The organism is Thermococcus sp. AM4, assembly GCF_000151205.2.
In the GTDB taxonomy this organism is placed as follows: Archaea; Methanobacteriota_B; Thermococci; order Thermococcales; family Thermococcaceae; genus Thermococcus.
In genome coordinates, this window is record NC_016051.1 from 2,058,663 (window position 1) to 2,074,048 (window position 15,386).

A 15,386-nucleotide genomic window follows, 5' to 3' on the forward strand; every position below is an offset into this window, starting at 1 on the left:
AAATCTTTTAAATACAAAATGTAACTAAAACTGACAAAACCTCGGAGGTGGTAGAATGGCTCAGTACGGGATGATGGAGAAGAACTGGGTGTGGATGCTCCTGCTTGGCGTTGTGTTCATGACCTTAGGCTTCGCCGGGCTCATGATGCTCCCGCTGATGACGCTGGGCAGCGTGGCGGTGTTCGGAGCCTTTATGCTCGTGGGTGGTGTACTCCAGGTGCTCCACGGACTGATGAAGGCCAAGGACTGGAAGAGCGCGGGTCTTCACACGCTCATGGGTCTGGTGTACATTCTGGCGGGTCTCTTTACCCTTGAGAACCCGGTTCTCGCGAGCGCTACGCTGACTCTGCTCCTCGGGATCTCGCTCATCGTCATTGGAGCGATCAGGATAGGCGTTGCCTTCCAGAACAAGGACGTGAACCAGTGGCTCGCGATGGTTCTCTCAGGCCTCCTAACGGTTCTGCTGGGTCTCCTCATAGTGCTCCAGTGGCCCTGGTCCAGCCTGTGGGCGATTGGTCTCTACGTCTCGGTGGACCTGATAATGAGCGGGGCAAACTTCGTGGCGATAGCGCTCGCGGCCAAGGCCTCGGGGGAGGAGGCTTCCTCCTGATCTCATCTTTTTGGAGCCGTGTGCCTCACGGTGTAGTGCTCAAGCGTCGCGCCCTTCTCGACGAACTCGTGGGGCCATATCTTGACGTTGTACATCCTCACGTTGTCGCTTATTATCGCGTTGTCTCCTATGACCGAGTTCACTATCCTCACGTTGTCACCTATCTCCACGTGCCGCCCTATTATCGAGTTCATTATCCGCACGTTGTTCCCGAGCTTTACCCTGTCCATGACGACCGAGTGGAGGATCTCGCAGCTCTCTCCGACCATGGAGTAGTTGTCGATTATGGCGTCCTCCAGGGCCGTTCCCTTTCCTATCGAGATGTGCCTGCCGAGCAGGACCTTGCCCTCAACGAGTATTTCACCGCGCTTTATCATGTCCCTTATCCTGCGCCTCAAACTCTCGGACATCTCCGACTTGCCCTGCATGTACACGTCCCGCGTTATTTCAACGGCCTCCATGTCCTCTGGGGAGAAGTGGTGGAGCAGGTACATCGCGGCCTTCAGGTACCTCTCGGGCGTTCCTATGTCGAACCAGTATCCCCTCATGGGGTAGCCGTAGACGTCGTAGCCGTGCTCTATGAGCGCGGGGATTATGTCGCCTCCGAAGTCCAGCCTTCTTCGCTCGCGCATCTCCGCCGCCCACTCATCTTCGAGAAAGCTCCAGAAGTCCTCTGAGAGTATGTATATGCCCGTGTTGGCGAGGTTGCTCGGGGCCTCCTCCGGCCTCGGCTTCTCGACGAAGTACTCTATCCTGTAATCGTCGTCTATCTTCGCCACTCCAAAGCCCGTCACGTCGTCCACCGGCTGGAGCGCTATCGTCATGAAGGCTCCTTTCTTCCTGTGCCACTCGTACATCTCGGCTATGTTGAGCTGGTAGATGTTGTCGCCCTGAATGACGACCACGGGCTCCTTAATACCGTAGTAGCGCATGGTGTACCATACGGCGTCTCCGTTCGTGGTGCTCTCGTAGCGGGGCATGTACCTTATTCTAACCTCCTTATCGAGCCCGTACTTCTTCTTCAGCCAGTAGCCCTCGCGGAAGTAATCGAAGAGGGTCGTGTAGTTGACGTAGCCCTTGACACCGAGGTAAACCTCTTCAACGCCGTCCCTCGCGAGGTTCAGTATGGAGTGTTCGAGAATTGGCTTGTTTAAGAGCCTTACGAGCCCCTTGGAGGTCTCAATGGTGAGGGGCCTGAGCCTCGTCGCTTCACCCCCTATCGGTATAACCGCTTTCTTGATCATTGGAATCCCCCTATTAATTAGCCCCCTCAATGATTAAAAGGTATTCCCCGGAGGTTGTGGATGAATGGGAAGATGGCAAAAGTGGGGGGGTTGCTCGATGGTAAAGCTTGACTACTTGCTGAGGTTCCTTGAGGAAGATTCCCCCTTCGGCGACGTGACGAGCGAGGCGGTGATTCCTGAGGGAACTAAAGCTAAGGCGGTAATCATAGCCAAGGGGGACGGAGTTATAGCGGGGGTTGAGGAGGCAAAGGCCCTCTTCGAGCACTTTGGCGTCAATGTTTTGGTCAGAAAACGCGACGGCGAGAAAGTGGAAAGGGGAGACGTAATCCTCGAGCTTGAGGGGGATGCGAGGGCCATTCTGCTCGTCGAGAGGACCGCTCTTAACGTCATGGGCAGGATGAGTGGTATCGCGACCGAGGTTAGAAACCTCGTCGAGAGAGTCAAAGCGGTAAACCCGAAGGTCCGTGTAGCTGGCACGAGGAAGAGCCTTCTAAAGCCGATAGACAAAAAGGCCATCCTCCTCGGCGGTGGAGAACCACACCGCTTCTCGCTGAGCGACGCGATACTCATCAAGGACAACCACCTGGCTTTGGTTCCGCTGGAAGAAGCAATAAGGCGCGCTAAAGCCTTCAGCGTTTACAAGGTCGTCGAGGTCGAGGTGGAGAGCCTTGAGGACGCCCTCAGGGCGGCAAAAGCCGGGGCAGACGTGATAATGCTCGACAACATGAGTCCGAAAGAGATAGCGGGGACGGTTGAGGCTTTAAAGCGCGAGGGCCTGCGAGATAGGGTGAAGATCGAGGTCTCCGGCGGGATAACACCAGAGAACATTGAGGAGTACGCAAAGCTCGACATAGACGTCATAAGCCTCGGCTACCTCACCCACTCGGTTAAGAACTTTGACGTGAGCCTTGAAGTTATTAGGAAGATTTGAATTTTTTCTTCAGCTGGGTTTGTTTTTCTAACCGACCGCAACTTTTATAATTTTCACGTGTAGAGTAATCGGGGGGTCGGTGGGGATGGCAGAGAGAATCGTTAAGGGTCGTGGAGTGGTTTTCCTTCCCATCGCGGTCGTTCTGGTGTTGCTAACTGCCAGCTTCGTCTCAGCGGGGGCCTTTTTAGTGGATGTGAATTCGATAAATCAAACTGGAGAGAACTCGTACTCTGTGTCTATGTTCATTAACGAAACCGCCGCAGTTCAGTATTCGTACACTTTGCTCGTCATGAACGTCACCGCCAAGGATCTCGGCGACATCTCCTTGGTAGGGATAAGGGGGCTTATAATCGACGAGTTTCCCCGCCTCAACCTGACAGGCAGATGGATAAACATGACCTTCAGGGTCAAATCCAGAACCAACACCTTCGTCCTCAATGGGCAGGGGGCTTTCTTTCCGCTGTACATCGTCTCCCCCGAGAGCAAGACCTTCTTCCATTTGGGTGAGATGTTGAAGCGGGAGACTGTAGCCGGGCCATTCCAGCCTCCCTCCAACAGAACGGTAAAGCTCGTTGAAAAATACGTCAAAGTCTATACGAAGCCGATTGAAGTGAACAGCGTTGAGGTAAGGAGCAGGAGGTACTTCAACTACACCATCTGCAACGATCTGCCCCTGGAACTCCAGAGGAAGCTGAACGTGACAGAGGGATCCAACTGCTTCGTTCAGCGTACGCCTTACCTTATCGGAAGTTTTTCAGGCCACAAACCGCTCAGCATAATGGCCCTCTATCCCCGCGATCCCTTCGGGGTCTTCTCCGGGCCCGTTCTTCTCTCGGTTGATTACATCCCATCGAGTCCGGATGAGCTGAAGGATCAGAGTGCCTCAGATAAGAGGGATCTCCTCAAACCCGTCGGAATTGGGGCGATAATCGTCGCCGCCGTTGGTGCCGTCCTGCTGAGGAGGGGTGGGCGTTGAAGCCGATAGGGGTCGAGGTTTCCTCTAAAAGGTCCCTGCTCGCCGTTATGCTCCTCCTTCCCCTCCTCATTGCGGGCTCGGCGTGGTACGTCATGAACGAGCCCATCTCGGTTGGCGTTACCCAGCGCTCCTTCCTAACGCCGCCAGATCAGCTGAACGCTTCCCTCCACCGAACCCTGGAGGGACTGGATGATTTCTTCTATCAGGTTTCGGAGGTTCAGAAGGACGTCTTCACGAAGGGCCTGCGGGTTCTCCTCCTGGGTGTTTTCATCGGGATTACCCTTGTTTCCTCTCTGGTTCTCATCCGGCCGCTCTCCGACGGCACGGTTGCCTTTGAGATAGGGCTGGTGAGGAACAAGAAACGGGTCCTGCTCTACAGGACCGCCCCCATAATCGTGTACACCGCCTACGTCTCGATGGTTCTGGCCCTCTTTGCGTACTCGGTCTTCCCCTTGAAGGTTGGACTCTCTTTTGACATTGGGAAGCTTCTCTGGCTCTCAGTCGTGCTCTTCCTCTCGGGTCTGTGGGGTGTGGCGCTCACCGCCCTCACGGGATTTTACACCCGCGAACCGGCTTATCCACTCGTTGTTTCCTTTCTCGTTTCCCTCGCTTCCTTCACCGGGGCAGGGGATCTGCTCTTTCCCTACTACCGGCTCCTCAACGCCCTCTGGGTTGATGTAAAGCTGCTCAACACGTGGTCGATCGCGGGGCTGGGCCTTCTGTTTGTCTCAGCTTTCCTCGCGCTTCACAGATTTGAACGGGGTGAGTACTATTGAGGCTGTTCAAAACCCTATTAGCTTCATCGATGCTCTTTGCCATCTTCCTCCTGCTGCTCTTCCAGTCCATGACCCACGAGAAAGTGAACGTTGTGTTCTACCAGACCGGCTACAGTCCGGGCTCGTACACGGTTCAGTACGTCGATACAACGCTGCCGCTCGCGGGTGAGTACTCGGTTATCGGCGCAAACGTTACGGTCCTGACGGCGGAGGGTAAGCAGGGAAGCCACTTCAGAACGTCGCTTCGTGCGGTTAGGTTAGTCGGCGTCTTCAACACGAGCGACGACGTCGAGGTTGAGCTCCATCCGAAAGTGGACAAGCCCTGGGGCATTCTTCTCGGAGTCGTCCTCGCGGGGGGTGTGTTCGGCTATGCTTTTAGAGTGCTCGGGTTTGAGTAAGTCCTACGGGGACACGAAGGCCCTCGATGGGGTCAGCTTCAAGCTGGGCAGGGGGCTCTCCTTCATCCTTGGGCCCAACGGAAGCGGAAAGACCACCTTCATAAAGATACTGAGCGGCATAACTCATCCTGACGCGGGGGAGATAAGGGTAATGGGCAGGGACTACCGGGATTTGGGCCCGGATGAGATCGCTTTCTCCTTTGAGAAGACCAACCTGTCCCCCTCGGTGAGAGTCGGTGAGTACCTCAGTGCCGTAGGTGAGTGGCGGGGCGAGGACAACTCAAGGGAAGTGATGGAGATGTTCGAGCTCCGTGGCGTTGAGTCAAAGAGGTTCTCCGAGCTTTCCCAGGGATACAAACGGAGGTTCCTGGTCGCGAGTGCCTTCGTTGGCTCGCCAAAGGTCGTCTTTCTCGACGAGCCCTTCAGCAACGTGGACATAGTGGCCAAGAAGAGGATGATGGAGGTTTTCATGGAGCTCAAGAGAGAGCGCAACATAGTCATTGTCTCCCACGTTTTCACGAACATCGAGGAAATAGACAGCCTCGTCGTGCTCTACAACGGAAAGGTTCTCAGAAACCTCCACGGAAAGGAACTTCGGGAGATCCGGGGCTTCAAGGCGGTCTTTCCCGATGGGTCGGTCGTTGTCAACGATTTGGACGAGCTGGTGGAGAGGATTAGAAACGGCCAGAGACCCGTTTCGATCGAACCGGTAACCCTCGAAGACTGGCTCATGGACTTCTTTTAGCCTTACCGCATTCGCCATCGGGTGAACCCCTTCGGCTTTCGATGCATTTTTCTAAACATTTTTCGTCCAAACCGTTCTATACCGGTGGCAAGGCTTATATTCCCTTCTTCAAATCCAGATCTGAAGGAAAGCCGAAAGGGGTGGTCTGTATGGGAAAGCTCGATATTATTGAGGCAAAGGGAACGGAGAGGCTGAAGAGGGGCTTCGCCAAGATGGTCAAGGGCGGCGTTATAATGGACGTCACCAACGCCGAGCAGGCGAGGATTGCGGAGGAAGCCGGAGCCGTTTCGGTGATGGCCCTTCACCGCGTTCCAGCGGACATCAGGAAGGCCGGCGGAGTCGCGAGGATGGCACCGATTGAGAAGATTCAGGAGATAATGGACGCGGTTACGATTCCGGTCATGGCGAAGGTCAGAATTGGCCACGTGGCCGAGGCGAGGATTCTTGAGGCTTTAGGCGTCGACATGATTGACGAGAGCGAGGTTCTTACTCCATCGGACCCGTACTTCCACATCGACAAGCGCGAGTTCAAGGTTCCATTCGTCTGCGGCAACAGAAACCTCGGCGAGGCAGTGAGGAGGATATGGGAAGGCGCCGCGATGATGAGGACGAAGGGCGAGGCGGGAACCGGCAACATCGTTGAGGCGGTTAGACACGTCCGCCTGCTCAAGGACAACATTGCCCTGCTCCAGCGCATGACCGACGAGCAGGTTTACGGCGTTGCCGAGAAGTTCGCCGAGCCCTACCTCAGGCTGGCCTTCGAGGTCAGGGAAATCAGCGGGCTTCCGAGGCACGTTCTCGAGAACGAGCCGGTTTACGGCCACTACACCTACCGCGAAATCGTCGAGGGCCTCTACAAGATCCTCCTTGAGATAAAGAAGCTCGGCCGCCTTCCCGTCGTCAACTTCGCGGCCGGTGGAGTCGCGACTCCTGCCGATGCCGCACTGATGATGCAGATGGGCATGGACGGCGTCTTCGTGGGCTCGGGAATCTTCAAGAGCTCCAACCCGGAGAAGATGGCGAGGGCCATAGTCGAGGCCGTCAACCACTGGGACGAGCCGGACGTTCTCGTCGAGATAAGCAAGGAAATCGGCGAGCCGATGAAGGGCCAAGACATCGAGGAGCTGGAGGTTCGCCTTGAGGAGAGGGGCGTCTGACTCTTCTCCTTTTTCACCTTTTGGAGGGATAACCGTGGTCAAGGTAGGGGTTATAGGCCTACAAGGAGATGTCAGCGAGCACATCGAGGCGAGCAAAAAAGCTCTTGAGAACCTCGGCGTTACCGGTGAGGTCATATGGCTCAGAAAGCCGGAACAGCTCGAGGGAATCTCTGCTATAATAATCCCGGGCGGCGAGAGCACCACCATCTCAAAGCTCATGGTCAAGACTGGCCTCTTCGAGCCGGTCAAAAAGCTCGGCGAGGAAGGTCTGCCAATTATGGGAACGTGCGCCGGTCTCATAATGCTCTCCAAAGACGTCATCGGGGCAACGCCGGAGCAGAGGTTCCTCGAGTTGCTTGACGTCAAGGTGAACAGAAACGCCTACGGCAGGCAGGTGGACAGCTTTGAGGCGCCTGTAAAGCTTGCCTTCAGCGACGAACCGTTTCCCGGTGTCTTCATACGCGCCCCGAGGATAGTGGAGCTCCTCAGCGACAAGGTGAAGCCAATAGCGTGGCTCGGGGACAGGGTTGTTGGCGTCGAGCAGGACAACCTAATCGGCCTCGAGTTCCACCCCGAGCTGACGGACGACACGAGGGTTCACGAGTACTTCCTCCGGAAGGCCCTTTGACCTTTGACAAATTTTCGTCGATTGTCTTTAAAAAAGTTTATATTTTTGCAATCTTTTTGCCCAAAGGTGGTAGTGTGAAGACGGTCGTGTGCCCCTTCTGCGGCTTTGGGTGCAGGCTCCTCGTTGATGAGAAGAGCATGAGGGTCAAGCCCTATCCCGGCGAGCCGAACAGGGGAAAGCTCTGCCCCAAGGGCCTATATTCGCTCGAGTTCGTCCGCTCTCCGGGAAGGCTGAAGAGGCCCCTCAAGAGGGTCGGTTCGGCGATGGTCCCAATCAGCTGGGGGGTCGCTATAGAGGAGATAGCCAACAGACTGCTCGAGATAAGGGAACTTTACGGCTCCGACGCGGTGGCGTTCCTCTCGTCCTCAAAGGTGAGCAACGAGGAGAACTACCTCCTCCAGAAGATTGCCCGCCTGTTCGGCACGAACAACATAGACAACTGCGCGAGGCTGTGCCACGAGGCGAGCGTTCACGCGCTCAAGCTGACCGTTGGAACCGGGGCGCAGACGAACCCCTACGAGGACATCGAGCGCTTCAACGCCGTCCTGATATGGGGCTACAATCCGGCCGAGACGCATCCAGTCGTCATGGACTACATCCTGAAGGCCAAAAGAAGGGGGGCTAAAATAATCGTCGTGGACGTCAGGGAAACGCGGACGATGGCCTTTGCGGACTACAAACTCATAATAAAACCCGGGACGGACATAGTCCTGGCCAACGCGATTGCCCATGTTATAATCGGGGAGGAGCTCTACGACGAGGACTTCGTAAAGGGCCGGACGAGGGGCTTCTCCGAGGTTAGGATGGCAGTTATGAAGTACACACCCGAGTACGCGGAGAGCGTAACCGGAATTCCAGCGGAGACGATAAGGGAAGTTGCGAGAGCCTTTGCCCTGGCCGGAAGCGGTGCGATAATGTGGGGGATGGGCCTAACCCAGCACGTCTCTGGCGTTGAAAACGTTCTGGTGGTGATAAACCTCGCACTGCTCCTCGGCTACATCGGGGAAAAGGGCGGCCTCTACCCTATGCGCGGGCAGAACAACGTTCAGGGAGCCGCTTACATGGGCGCGCTGAGCGAGTTCCTGCCGGGCTACGTTCCGCTCACCGACGAACGCTTCAGAAAGCGCGTCGCCTCACTCTGGGGCGTTGACGACCTGCCGACGGAGCGCGGGCTTTATTTAACCGAGCTGTGGGAGGCCATCGAAAGGGGTGACCTAAAAGCCCTCTACATCGTCGGCGAGAATCCGGCTGTGAGCGAGGCCGACTTTACGCGCGTGAGACGGGCGTTGAGAAAGCTCGATCTCCTCGTCGTCCAGGACATCTTCATGACGAGAACGGCGCGCTACGCCCACTACATCCTCCCGGCATCGGCTTTCTGTGAGAAGGCCGGCAGTTACATGAACAGCGAGCGGAGAATCCAGTGGAGCCACAAGGTCTGCGAGCCCTACGCCGACTCAAAGCCCGACTGGGAGATTCTGGCGATGCTCGGCCGGGCGCTCGGGCTTCCGGGCTTCGACTACGCCAGGGTTGAGGAAATAACGGCAGAGTACTTCCGTCTCTTCCCGGAGCTTGAGGAGAGGGACGTTGAGGAACTCAAGAACGGCGATGGAATCTTTCTGCCCAGGAAGAGGCTTCACACCTGGGAGTTCGCGACGCCCGACGGAAAGGCCCGCTTCATGGCCGTCGAGAGGATTTCACCCTGGGAGGAACCGAACGGGGAGTTCCCGATGGTTCTAACGACCGTCAGGCTGATAAGCCACTACAACACCGGCGAGATGACGCGGAGGAGTCCCTCACTCGTGAAGCTCATGGGGGAGCCGAGGGCTTTAATCAATGAGCGCGACGCAGAAAGGCTCGGAATCCGCGACGGCGACTGGGTGGAGATTGAAACGCGGCGCGGGAGAATAAGGATGCGCGCAAAGGTCGGGAAGGTCCAGGAGGGCCTCGTCGTGGTTCCCTTCCACTTCAAGGCGAACAGGCTCACCAGTCCCGCGCTCAACAAGGCCGGAACCCCGGCGTTCAAGTTCTCGGCGTGCCGGGTTGGGAAGGTTAAGCCTAACCCTTAAAAGTTCCTCTCCCAATTTTCAATCATGTCCAAGGTGATAGTTGCGGTTTACAGGGGCGACGTTATCGTGCCCCTCGAAAAGCTGAACCTGCCTCCCGGTGCCAAGCTGAGGATAAGGATTGAGGGAATAGAAACGAAGGACGAACTCAAGGAACTCGGTTATCTAAAGCTCCTTCAGGAGGGAGAAGACGCTGAGGAGCTCTTTGAAATTTGAGCAGGGGGACGTTGTTCTCCTCAGGTTTTCTTCTACAAACACATTAAAACCCAGAACTCCAACGTGAACCCAATCATTAACATTTTTATGGACTTTTGGTTAATCTTTTTTCGGGGAGAGATATGGGGGAAGTCCTTGTCAAGGTTCCATCTGACCTCATGAGAATCCTTCGCCTCGACGAGGGGGAGCTTGAGAGGGCGGTTAGGCTGTATTTAGCCATTGAACTTTACCGCGAAGGAGTTGTCAGCCTCGGGAAGGCAGCAGAGATAGCCGGCTTAAGCCGGTGGGAGATGATGGAGTTGCTCGCTTCGAAGGGCATCCCCTTGAATTACGATGATGACGACCTCAGGGAGGACGTTGAGACCCTTGAGGGGTTGCTATGACTGTGGTCTCGGATTCTGGCCCCTTAATAGCCCTATCGAAGATAGGGAAACTCTACGTTCTCCGTGACCTATTTGGCGAGGTTCTGATTCCCAGGGCCGTTTGGGTTGAAGTCGTTGAAAAAGGCAGAGGAAAGCCAGGGTCCGATGAAGTCAGGAACGCGGGTTGGATTCGTGTCGTTGACGTGAAAGACCGCCTTGGCGTGGAGATTCTTGAGAGAGAAATCGAGAGGGGCGAGGCGGAGGCGATAGTCCTCGCCAAAGAACTGGGTGCGTCTCTTCTTCTCCTCGATGAGAAGATTCCAAGGATAATCGCCAAGTCTCTCGGTATCAAAGTTACAGGAAGCCTTGCAGTTCTCTTCATCGCTAAGAAAAAGGGACTCATAGATGAAGACCTTGACTCCCTGCTCAAAGAGTTGAGGCGCAAGGGAGTCTATTTTAGCGACAAGGTAGTGGAGGCCCTAAAGGAGATGTACTCTAAAACCTGAACGCCCACTCTGGATACTCGCCAGTTAGACAGGCCGTGCAGAGGTCTTCCCTGCCGACGGCCCTCTTCAGGCCCTCAACACTGAGATAAGCTAAGCTGTCCGTCCCTATCGCTTCCCTCACCTTTTCAACTCCCCCGAAGGCCGCTATGAGCTCGTGCCTCGTGGGAATGTCGATGCCCATGTAGCAGGGATACCTTATCGGCGGCGAGGCTATTCTGACGTGTACCTCCCTCGCGCCGGCCTTCCTCAGCATCGCGACGATTCTCTTCATCGTCGTGCCCCTGACTATGGAATCGTCGACCAGAACGACACTCTTTCCAGCTACGACTTCCCTAACAGGCGAGAGCTTGAGCTTGACCTTCAGCTCGCGGTTGAACTGGCCCGGCGTTATGAAGGTCCTCCCGATGTAGCGGTTCTTTATCAGGCCTTCGGCGTAGGGAATTCCGCTCTCCTGCGAGAAACCTAAGGCGGAGGCCCTTCCAGAGTCGGGAACCGCTATGACGACGTCTCCCTCAGCAGGACTCTCGCGAGCCAGCTCCCGGCCCATCCTGACCCTCGCACCGTAGACGCTCGTCCCGTCAAGAACGCTGTCCGGCCTTGCGAAGTAGATGTACTCAAAAACGCAGTGATGGTGGCTTTCCCCCGCGAGAACCCTGCTCTCGACGCCGTTTTCTGAGAGAAGGAAGACCTCCCCCGGCTTCACGTCCCTCGTCTCCTCCGCGAAGAGCCTCAATGCAGAATCCTCGCTCGCGAAGTAGTGGCCGTCCCCTGTTCCGTAGCTCAGGGGCCTGAAACCAACGGGGTCCCTCGCCACGAGGATTTTGCCCTCGAATAGGAAGGCAACGGAGTAAGCGCCTTTAACTTCGCTAAAGACAGCTTTCATGGCCTCAAACTCGTCCCCAGTCTCGCGAAGGTGCCAGAGGAAGGAAATCCCGAGCAGTTCGGAATCAACCGAGTGACGGAACATGACGCCGAGCCTTTCATACCTCTCCCGGAGGGGTCTGAAGTTGGTGAGCGTCCCGTTGTGCGCCACCGCGATTCTCATTCCACAGCACTCCGTCTCAAGGGGCTGGGTCTCGTTGAGCGAGCCCGATGTGGAGTAGCGGACGTGGGCTATGGCGAGGTTTGACTTCAGCTTTGCGAGCTCCTTTCCCCTGAAAATCTCTGTAACGAGACCGAGGCCTGAAACCGTTCTTATCCTGCCCCGCCAGACGCTTATCCCCGCACTCTCCTGTCCGCGGTGCTGGAGGGCGAGCAGGGCGTAGTAGGCCTTCTTTGCGGAGTTCTCTGAGAGTGTTGCAAAGATTCCGCACTTTTCCCGCATCGCCACCACCGATTGCCATTGGAATGTCAATAGCCTTCAAACACTCCGGCCTGGTTTAAATTCTCGTGCTTAAAAACTTTGCCCAGTTTTTAACAATAATAAGGCAAAACAACCCTTAAAAACGAGCAAGTTTTACACAAAAATGGTGATTCCAATGGAGGCTTACGAGGGTAAGGCCAAGAAGATAATCCCGCTCGACGATGGGAAGGCGATAATGGAGTTCAAGGATGATGCCACCGCCTTCGACGGCAAGAAGAAGGCCCGGTTCAAGGGTAAGGGCTGGCTCAACGCCCAGATTAGCGCGGTTCTCTTCAAGGTTCTTGAGGAGAACGGAATCAAGACCCACTTCATAGGCGTTGCCGGCGACAACAGGCTCATCGTTGAGAGGCTCAGGATGTATCCCCTCGAGGTTGTCGTCAGGAACGTCGTTGCAGGAAGTTTGAAGAAGCGCCTCCCACTCGAGGAAGGAACCGAACTTCCGGAGCCGATAGTTGAGCTCTACTACAAGGACGACGGCCTCGGCGACCCGATGATTAACCGCTACCACGCCAAGGTTCTGGGCATAGGTGAGGACGAGGTTCGGGAGATGGAGAGGATTGCCCTCAGGGTCAACGAGGTTCTCAGGAAGTACTTCGCCGAGCGCGGGATAATTCTTGTTGACTTCAAGCTCGAGTTCGGAAAGAACAAGAGGGGCGAGATAGTCCTCGGGGACGAGATTAGCCCCGACACATGCCGCTTCTGGGACGCCGAAACGAGGGAGAGCCTCGACAAGGACGTCTTCCGCTTTGACAGGGGCGACCTGATTTCAGCCTACGAGAGGCTCTACGAGAGGCTCACGGGCGAAACTCCGAGTCGTATGTGATTAGCACCGTGTAGCAGCCCTTCTCGTCCTCATCTATTTCTATCCTCCTCAGCCGGATTCCGTAGGTTGTAACGGCCTCTTCCACGATACCCGGAAGCTCCTCGATGAAGGCTTTTCTCCTCACGGTAAGCTCCATACCAGCACCTGAAAAACAAAAGGTCGGGGAGATTAAAGCTTTATCCCGTAGTTCTCGACCATAATCGATGGTTCCTCCGTAACAACCCCAAGCTCAAAGCTCTCGTAATGCTTGTTGAGGATTTCCAGGGCATCCTCCTTTTCCTCCGGAGGAACAATCGCGACGAGGCCCACACCCATGTTGAAGACTCGGAACATCTCCTCCAGAGGAACGCCGTTCTCGTGGATGAGCCTGAATATCCCCTCAATCGGGGGCATCTCGATGGAGAAGCCGTAGTTCGTGAGGCGCTTGAGGTTCGTAAGCCCGCCGCCGGTTATGTGGGCCAGCCCGTGGACTTCCACCCTTTCGAGCAGTTCAAGAACCGCCCTCACGTAAATCCTCGTCGGCTCAAGGAGCCACTCCCAGAGCTTTCTTCCCTCGTATTCGTAGTCGAGGCCGTACTTCGGAATGAGGAGCTTCCTCGCGAGGGTCAGGCCGTTTGAGTGGATTCCCGAGCTCGAAATTCCTATTACAGCGTCGCCGGGTTTTATCTTCTCGCCGGTGATTACCTTTCCCTTCTCGACGATTCCGATGGCAGTTCCTGCCAAATCAAAGCCGTTTACTAGGTCGGGCATCACGGCAGTTTCCCCGCCGACTATCGCTATCCCGGCCTGTTCCGCTCCAGCGTAGAGGCCCTTTGCTATCTCCCCAAAGACTCTCTCATCGGGCTCCCTCACCGCGAGGTAGTCAACGAGGGCTACAGGCTCAGCCCCAACGCAGAGCAGGTCGTTCACGTTCATCGCTATCATGTCTATCCCTATCGTGTCGAACTTGCCAACCGCCTCAGCGACGAGAACCTTTGTTCCAACTCCGTCTGTCGTCATGGCGAGATAAAATTTCCCAAAGTCGAGCAAAGCGGAGTAGTGGCCGAGGTTTTCCGCGGGCTCCCCGGACTTTCCCCTCCTGAACCTGAACGTCTCCCTCGCGAGGTTGATTATGCTTCTCAAAGCCCTGGCAGTTTTCTCGTCGTCAACTCCGGCCTGGGCGTAGGTCAGCATGAGCATCACCGGTGGAAGTTCCGCAGAGGACTTAAAAAGTTTGCCATTTTTTTGCCAAAAAATGCTTAAATATCTGGAATTTTTAACATTAAAACGTCAAAACCTGCCAGGGGTGGTGGCTGTGATTAAGCCCCGCGATGAACTTGGAACTGCCATGACGGATTCCGCTCAGAAGATACTCCTTCTCGGGAGTGGAGAACTCGGAAAGGAGATAGCGATTGAGGCTCAGAGGCTCGGCGTGGAGGTTGTAGCCGTTGACCGCTACGCCAGCGCTCCGGCCATGCAGGTCGCCCACCGCTCCTACGTGAGCGACATGAGGAACGCGGACTTCCTCTTTTCGGTCATCGAGAGAGAGAAGCCCGACGCGATAATCCCGGAGATTGAGGCGATTAACCTCGATGCCCTCTTCGAGCTTGAGAAGGACGGCTACTTCGTGGTTCCGAACGCGAAGGCGACCTGGATTGCCATGCACCGCGAGAGGACGAGGGAAACCCTTGCGAAGGAAGCGAAGGTTCCAACTTCACGCTACGCCTACGCGACCACACTCGATGAACTCTACGAGGCCTGCGAAAAGATAGGCTATCCCTGCCACACAAAGGCTATAATGAGCTCCTCTGGAAAGGGCTCCTACTTCGTTAAAGGCCCCGAGGATATACCCAAGGCCTGGGAAGTCGCTAAAAAGAAAGCCCGCGGCAGCGCCGACAAGATAATCGTTGAGGAGCACATCGACTTCGACGTCGAGGTTACGGAGCTCGCGGTGAGGCACTACGACGAGAACGGCGAGGTGGTTACCACTTTCCCGAAGCCCGTCGGCCACTACCAGATTGACGGCGACTACCACTCCAGCTGGCAACCTGCTGAAATATTGGAGAGGGCAGAGCGCGAGGTTTACAGGATAGCGAAGCGCATCACCGATGTCCTCGGCGGTCTCGGACTGTTTGGCGTCGAGATGTTCGTGAAGGGCGATAAGGTCTGGGCCAACGAGGTCTCGCCGAGGCCCCACGACACCGGAATGGTAACTTTGGCTTCCCATCCGACCGGCTTCTCCGAGTTCGGGCTTCACCTGAGGGCAGTCCTTGGCCTTCCGATTCCGGGCGAGTGGGTAAACGGCTATCGTCTGTTCCCGCTCCTGACTCCCGCTGCCACTCACGTTATCAAGGCCAACGTCTCCGGCTACTCGCCGAGGTTCCGCGGATTAGCTAAGGCCCTCAGCGTCCCGAACGCAACGGTGAGGCTCTTCGGCAAGCCAGAGGCCTATCCGGGAAGGAGGCTTGGAGTTGCAATAGCCTGGGACAAGAACGTGGAGGGGGCGAAGAGGAAGGCCGAGATGGTTGCCCATTCAATAGAGCTGAGAACGCGCTCCTCGGACTGGCACGGGCAGGAATATGAGAAGAGAAAGCATCTGATGGGGTGAA

General features: G+C 56.0%; 18 protein-coding genes. 14 read left to right on the forward strand and 4 right to left on the reverse strand.

Annotated elements, in window-relative coordinates:
* The first annotated feature begins 55 nt into the window (after positions 1–55).
* Entirely contained in the window at positions 56–610 is a 555-nt protein-coding gene (locus TAM4_RS11315) for an HdeD family acid-resistance protein (protein ID WP_014123367.1), read from the forward strand.
* A gap of 2 nt (positions 611–612) precedes the next feature.
* Here TAM4_RS11315 and TAM4_RS11320 read toward each other — a convergent pair whose 3' ends face one another.
* On the reverse strand, positions 613–1,854 hold the full coding sequence (locus TAM4_RS11320) for an NDP-sugar synthase (protein WP_014123368.1): 1,242 nt from the start codon (positions 1,852–1,854) through the stop codon (positions 613–615).
* A gap of 97 nt (positions 1,855–1,951) precedes the next feature.
* Here TAM4_RS11320 and nadC point away from each other — a divergent pair, with 97 nt between their 5' ends.
* The 11 genes from nadC (at position 1,952) to TAM4_RS11375 (ending at position 10,612) form a co-directional block, all read left to right on the forward strand.
* Positions 1,952–2,785, forward strand: coding sequence for a carboxylating nicotinate-nucleotide diphosphorylase (gene nadC, locus TAM4_RS11325; RefSeq protein WP_014123369.1), 834 nt, complete (start codon positions 1,952–1,954; stop codon positions 2,783–2,785).
* 85 nt (positions 2,786–2,870) lie between these two features.
* A complete protein-coding gene (locus TAM4_RS11330) occupies positions 2,871–3,761 on the forward strand; it encodes a hypothetical protein (protein WP_148258762.1) in 891 nt (296 codons plus the stop codon).
* Positions 3,758–4,537, forward strand: coding sequence for a hypothetical protein (locus TAM4_RS11335; protein WP_014123371.1), 780 nt, complete (start codon positions 3,758–3,760; stop codon positions 4,535–4,537). The genes TAM4_RS11330 and TAM4_RS11335 overlap by 4 nt, the downstream gene beginning before the upstream one ends.
* On the forward strand, positions 4,534–4,935 hold the full coding sequence (locus TAM4_RS11340) for a hypothetical protein (protein ID WP_014123372.1): 402 nt from the start codon (positions 4,534–4,536) through the stop codon (positions 4,933–4,935). The genes TAM4_RS11335 and TAM4_RS11340 overlap by 4 nt, the downstream gene beginning before the upstream one ends.
* Positions 4,928–5,680: an ABC transporter ATP-binding protein gene (locus tag TAM4_RS11345; protein WP_237702097.1), complete on the forward strand. Its 753-nt coding sequence runs from the start codon at positions 4,928–4,930 to the stop codon at positions 5,678–5,680. Before TAM4_RS11340 ends, TAM4_RS11345 begins: the two co-directional genes overlap by 8 nt.
* 149 nt (positions 5,681–5,829) lie before the next feature.
* Positions 5,830–6,837: a pyridoxal 5'-phosphate synthase lyase subunit PdxS gene (gene pdxS, locus TAM4_RS11350; RefSeq protein ID WP_014123374.1), complete on the forward strand. Its 1,008-nt coding sequence runs from the start codon at positions 5,830–5,832 to the stop codon at positions 6,835–6,837.
* A gap of 34 nt (positions 6,838–6,871) precedes the next feature.
* Positions 6,872–7,465 carry a pyridoxal 5'-phosphate synthase glutaminase subunit PdxT gene (pdxT, locus tag TAM4_RS11355; RefSeq protein WP_014123375.1) on the forward strand — a complete coding sequence of 198 codons (594 nt, stop codon included), beginning with the start codon at positions 6,872–6,874 and terminating at the stop codon, positions 7,463–7,465.
* Between the two features lie 74 nt (positions 7,466–7,539).
* Positions 7,540–9,531 (forward strand): formate dehydrogenase subunit alpha, encoded by a 1,992-nt coding sequence (fdhF, locus tag TAM4_RS11360; protein ID WP_014123376.1) that lies wholly within the window; start codon positions 7,540–7,542, stop codon positions 9,529–9,531.
* A 24-nt stretch (positions 9,532–9,555) separates the two neighbouring features.
* Positions 9,556–9,744: an antitoxin family protein gene (locus tag TAM4_RS11365; protein WP_014123377.1), complete on the forward strand. Its 189-nt coding sequence runs from the start codon at positions 9,556–9,558 to the stop codon at positions 9,742–9,744.
* A gap of 122 nt (positions 9,745–9,866) precedes the next feature.
* The gene (locus TAM4_RS11370; RefSeq protein ID WP_014123378.1) at positions 9,867–10,127 is read left to right on the forward strand and encodes a UPF0175 family protein; all 261 of its coding nucleotides are present in this window, start codon (positions 9,867–9,869) and stop codon (positions 10,125–10,127) included.
* The gene (locus TAM4_RS11375; RefSeq protein ID WP_048150747.1) at positions 10,124–10,612 is read left to right on the forward strand and encodes a DUF3368 domain-containing protein; all 489 of its coding nucleotides are present in this window, start codon (positions 10,124–10,126) and stop codon (positions 10,610–10,612) included. The genes TAM4_RS11370 and TAM4_RS11375 overlap by 4 nt, the downstream gene beginning before the upstream one ends.
* On the opposite strand, the gene purF is transcribed toward TAM4_RS11375, so the two are convergent.
* Positions 10,602–11,936: an amidophosphoribosyltransferase gene (gene purF, locus TAM4_RS11380; protein ID WP_014123380.1), complete on the reverse strand. Its 1,335-nt coding sequence runs from the start codon at positions 11,934–11,936 to the stop codon at positions 10,602–10,604. The genes TAM4_RS11375 and purF overlap by 11 nt on opposite strands.
* 154 nt (positions 11,937–12,090) lie before the next feature.
* Between purF and purC the strand changes: the two genes are divergently transcribed.
* Positions 12,091–12,798 (forward strand): phosphoribosylaminoimidazolesuccinocarboxamide synthase, encoded by a 708-nt coding sequence (gene purC, locus TAM4_RS11385; RefSeq protein WP_014123381.1) that lies wholly within the window; start codon positions 12,091–12,093, stop codon positions 12,796–12,798.
* Here purC and TAM4_RS11850 read toward each other — a convergent pair.
* Entirely contained in the window at positions 12,770–12,934 is a 165-nt protein-coding gene (locus tag TAM4_RS11850; RefSeq protein WP_014123382.1) for a hypothetical protein, read from the reverse strand. The genes purC and TAM4_RS11850 overlap by 29 nt on opposite strands.
* Before the next feature lie 32 nt (positions 12,935–12,966).
* Positions 12,967–13,971: a phosphoribosylformylglycinamidine cyclo-ligase gene (gene purM / locus TAM4_RS11390; protein ID WP_014123383.1), complete on the reverse strand. Its 1,005-nt coding sequence runs from the start codon at positions 13,969–13,971 to the stop codon at positions 12,967–12,969.
* 121 nt (positions 13,972–14,092) lie between these two features.
* Between purM and purT the strand changes: the two genes are divergently transcribed.
* Positions 14,093–15,385, forward strand: coding sequence for a phosphoribosylglycinamide formyltransferase 2 (gene purT, locus TAM4_RS11395; protein ID WP_014123384.1), 1,293 nt, complete (start codon positions 14,093–14,095; stop codon positions 15,383–15,385).
* The last annotated feature ends 1 nt before the right edge of the window (position 15,386 follow it).

What these genes read in the sequence shown, in the direction of transcription:
- TAM4_RS11330 (WP_148258762.1), top strand. Translation starts at nt 2,871, where the DNA reads ATGGCAGAGAGAATCGTTAAGGGTCGTGGAGTGGTTTTCCTTCCCATC.
- purM (WP_014123383.1), bottom strand. Translation starts at nt 13,971, where the DNA reads ATGCTGACCTACGCCCAGGCCGGAGTTGACGACGAGAAAACTGCCAGG.
- TAM4_RS11375 (WP_048150747.1), top strand. Translation starts at nt 10,124, where the DNA reads ATGACTGTGGTCTCGGATTCTGGCCCCTTAATAGCCCTATCGAAGATA.
- TAM4_RS11315 (WP_014123367.1), top strand. Translation starts at nt 56, where the DNA reads ATGGCTCAGTACGGGATGATGGAGAAGAACTGGGTGTGGATGCTCCTG.
- TAM4_RS11850 (WP_014123382.1), bottom strand. Translation starts at nt 12,934, where the DNA reads ATGGAGCTTACCGTGAGGAGAAAAGCCTTCATCGAGGAGCTTCCGGGT.
- nadC (WP_014123369.1), top strand. Translation starts at nt 1,952, where the DNA reads ATGGTAAAGCTTGACTACTTGCTGAGGTTCCTTGAGGAAGATTCCCCC.
- TAM4_RS11370 (WP_014123378.1), top strand. Translation starts at nt 9,867, where the DNA reads ATGGGGGAAGTCCTTGTCAAGGTTCCATCTGACCTCATGAGAATCCTT.
- TAM4_RS11365 (WP_014123377.1), top strand. Translation starts at nt 9,556, where the DNA reads ATGTCCAAGGTGATAGTTGCGGTTTACAGGGGCGACGTTATCGTGCCC.
- purC (WP_014123381.1), top strand. Translation starts at nt 12,091, where the DNA reads ATGGAGGCTTACGAGGGTAAGGCCAAGAAGATAATCCCGCTCGACGAT.
- pdxS (WP_014123374.1), top strand. Translation starts at nt 5,830, where the DNA reads ATGGGAAAGCTCGATATTATTGAGGCAAAGGGAACGGAGAGGCTGAAG.
- TAM4_RS11320 (WP_014123368.1), bottom strand. Translation starts at nt 1,854, where the DNA reads ATGATCAAGAAAGCGGTTATACCGATAGGGGGTGAAGCGACGAGGCTC.
- purF (WP_014123380.1), bottom strand. Translation starts at nt 11,936, where the DNA reads ATGCGGGAAAAGTGCGGAATCTTTGCAACACTCTCAGAGAACTCCGCA.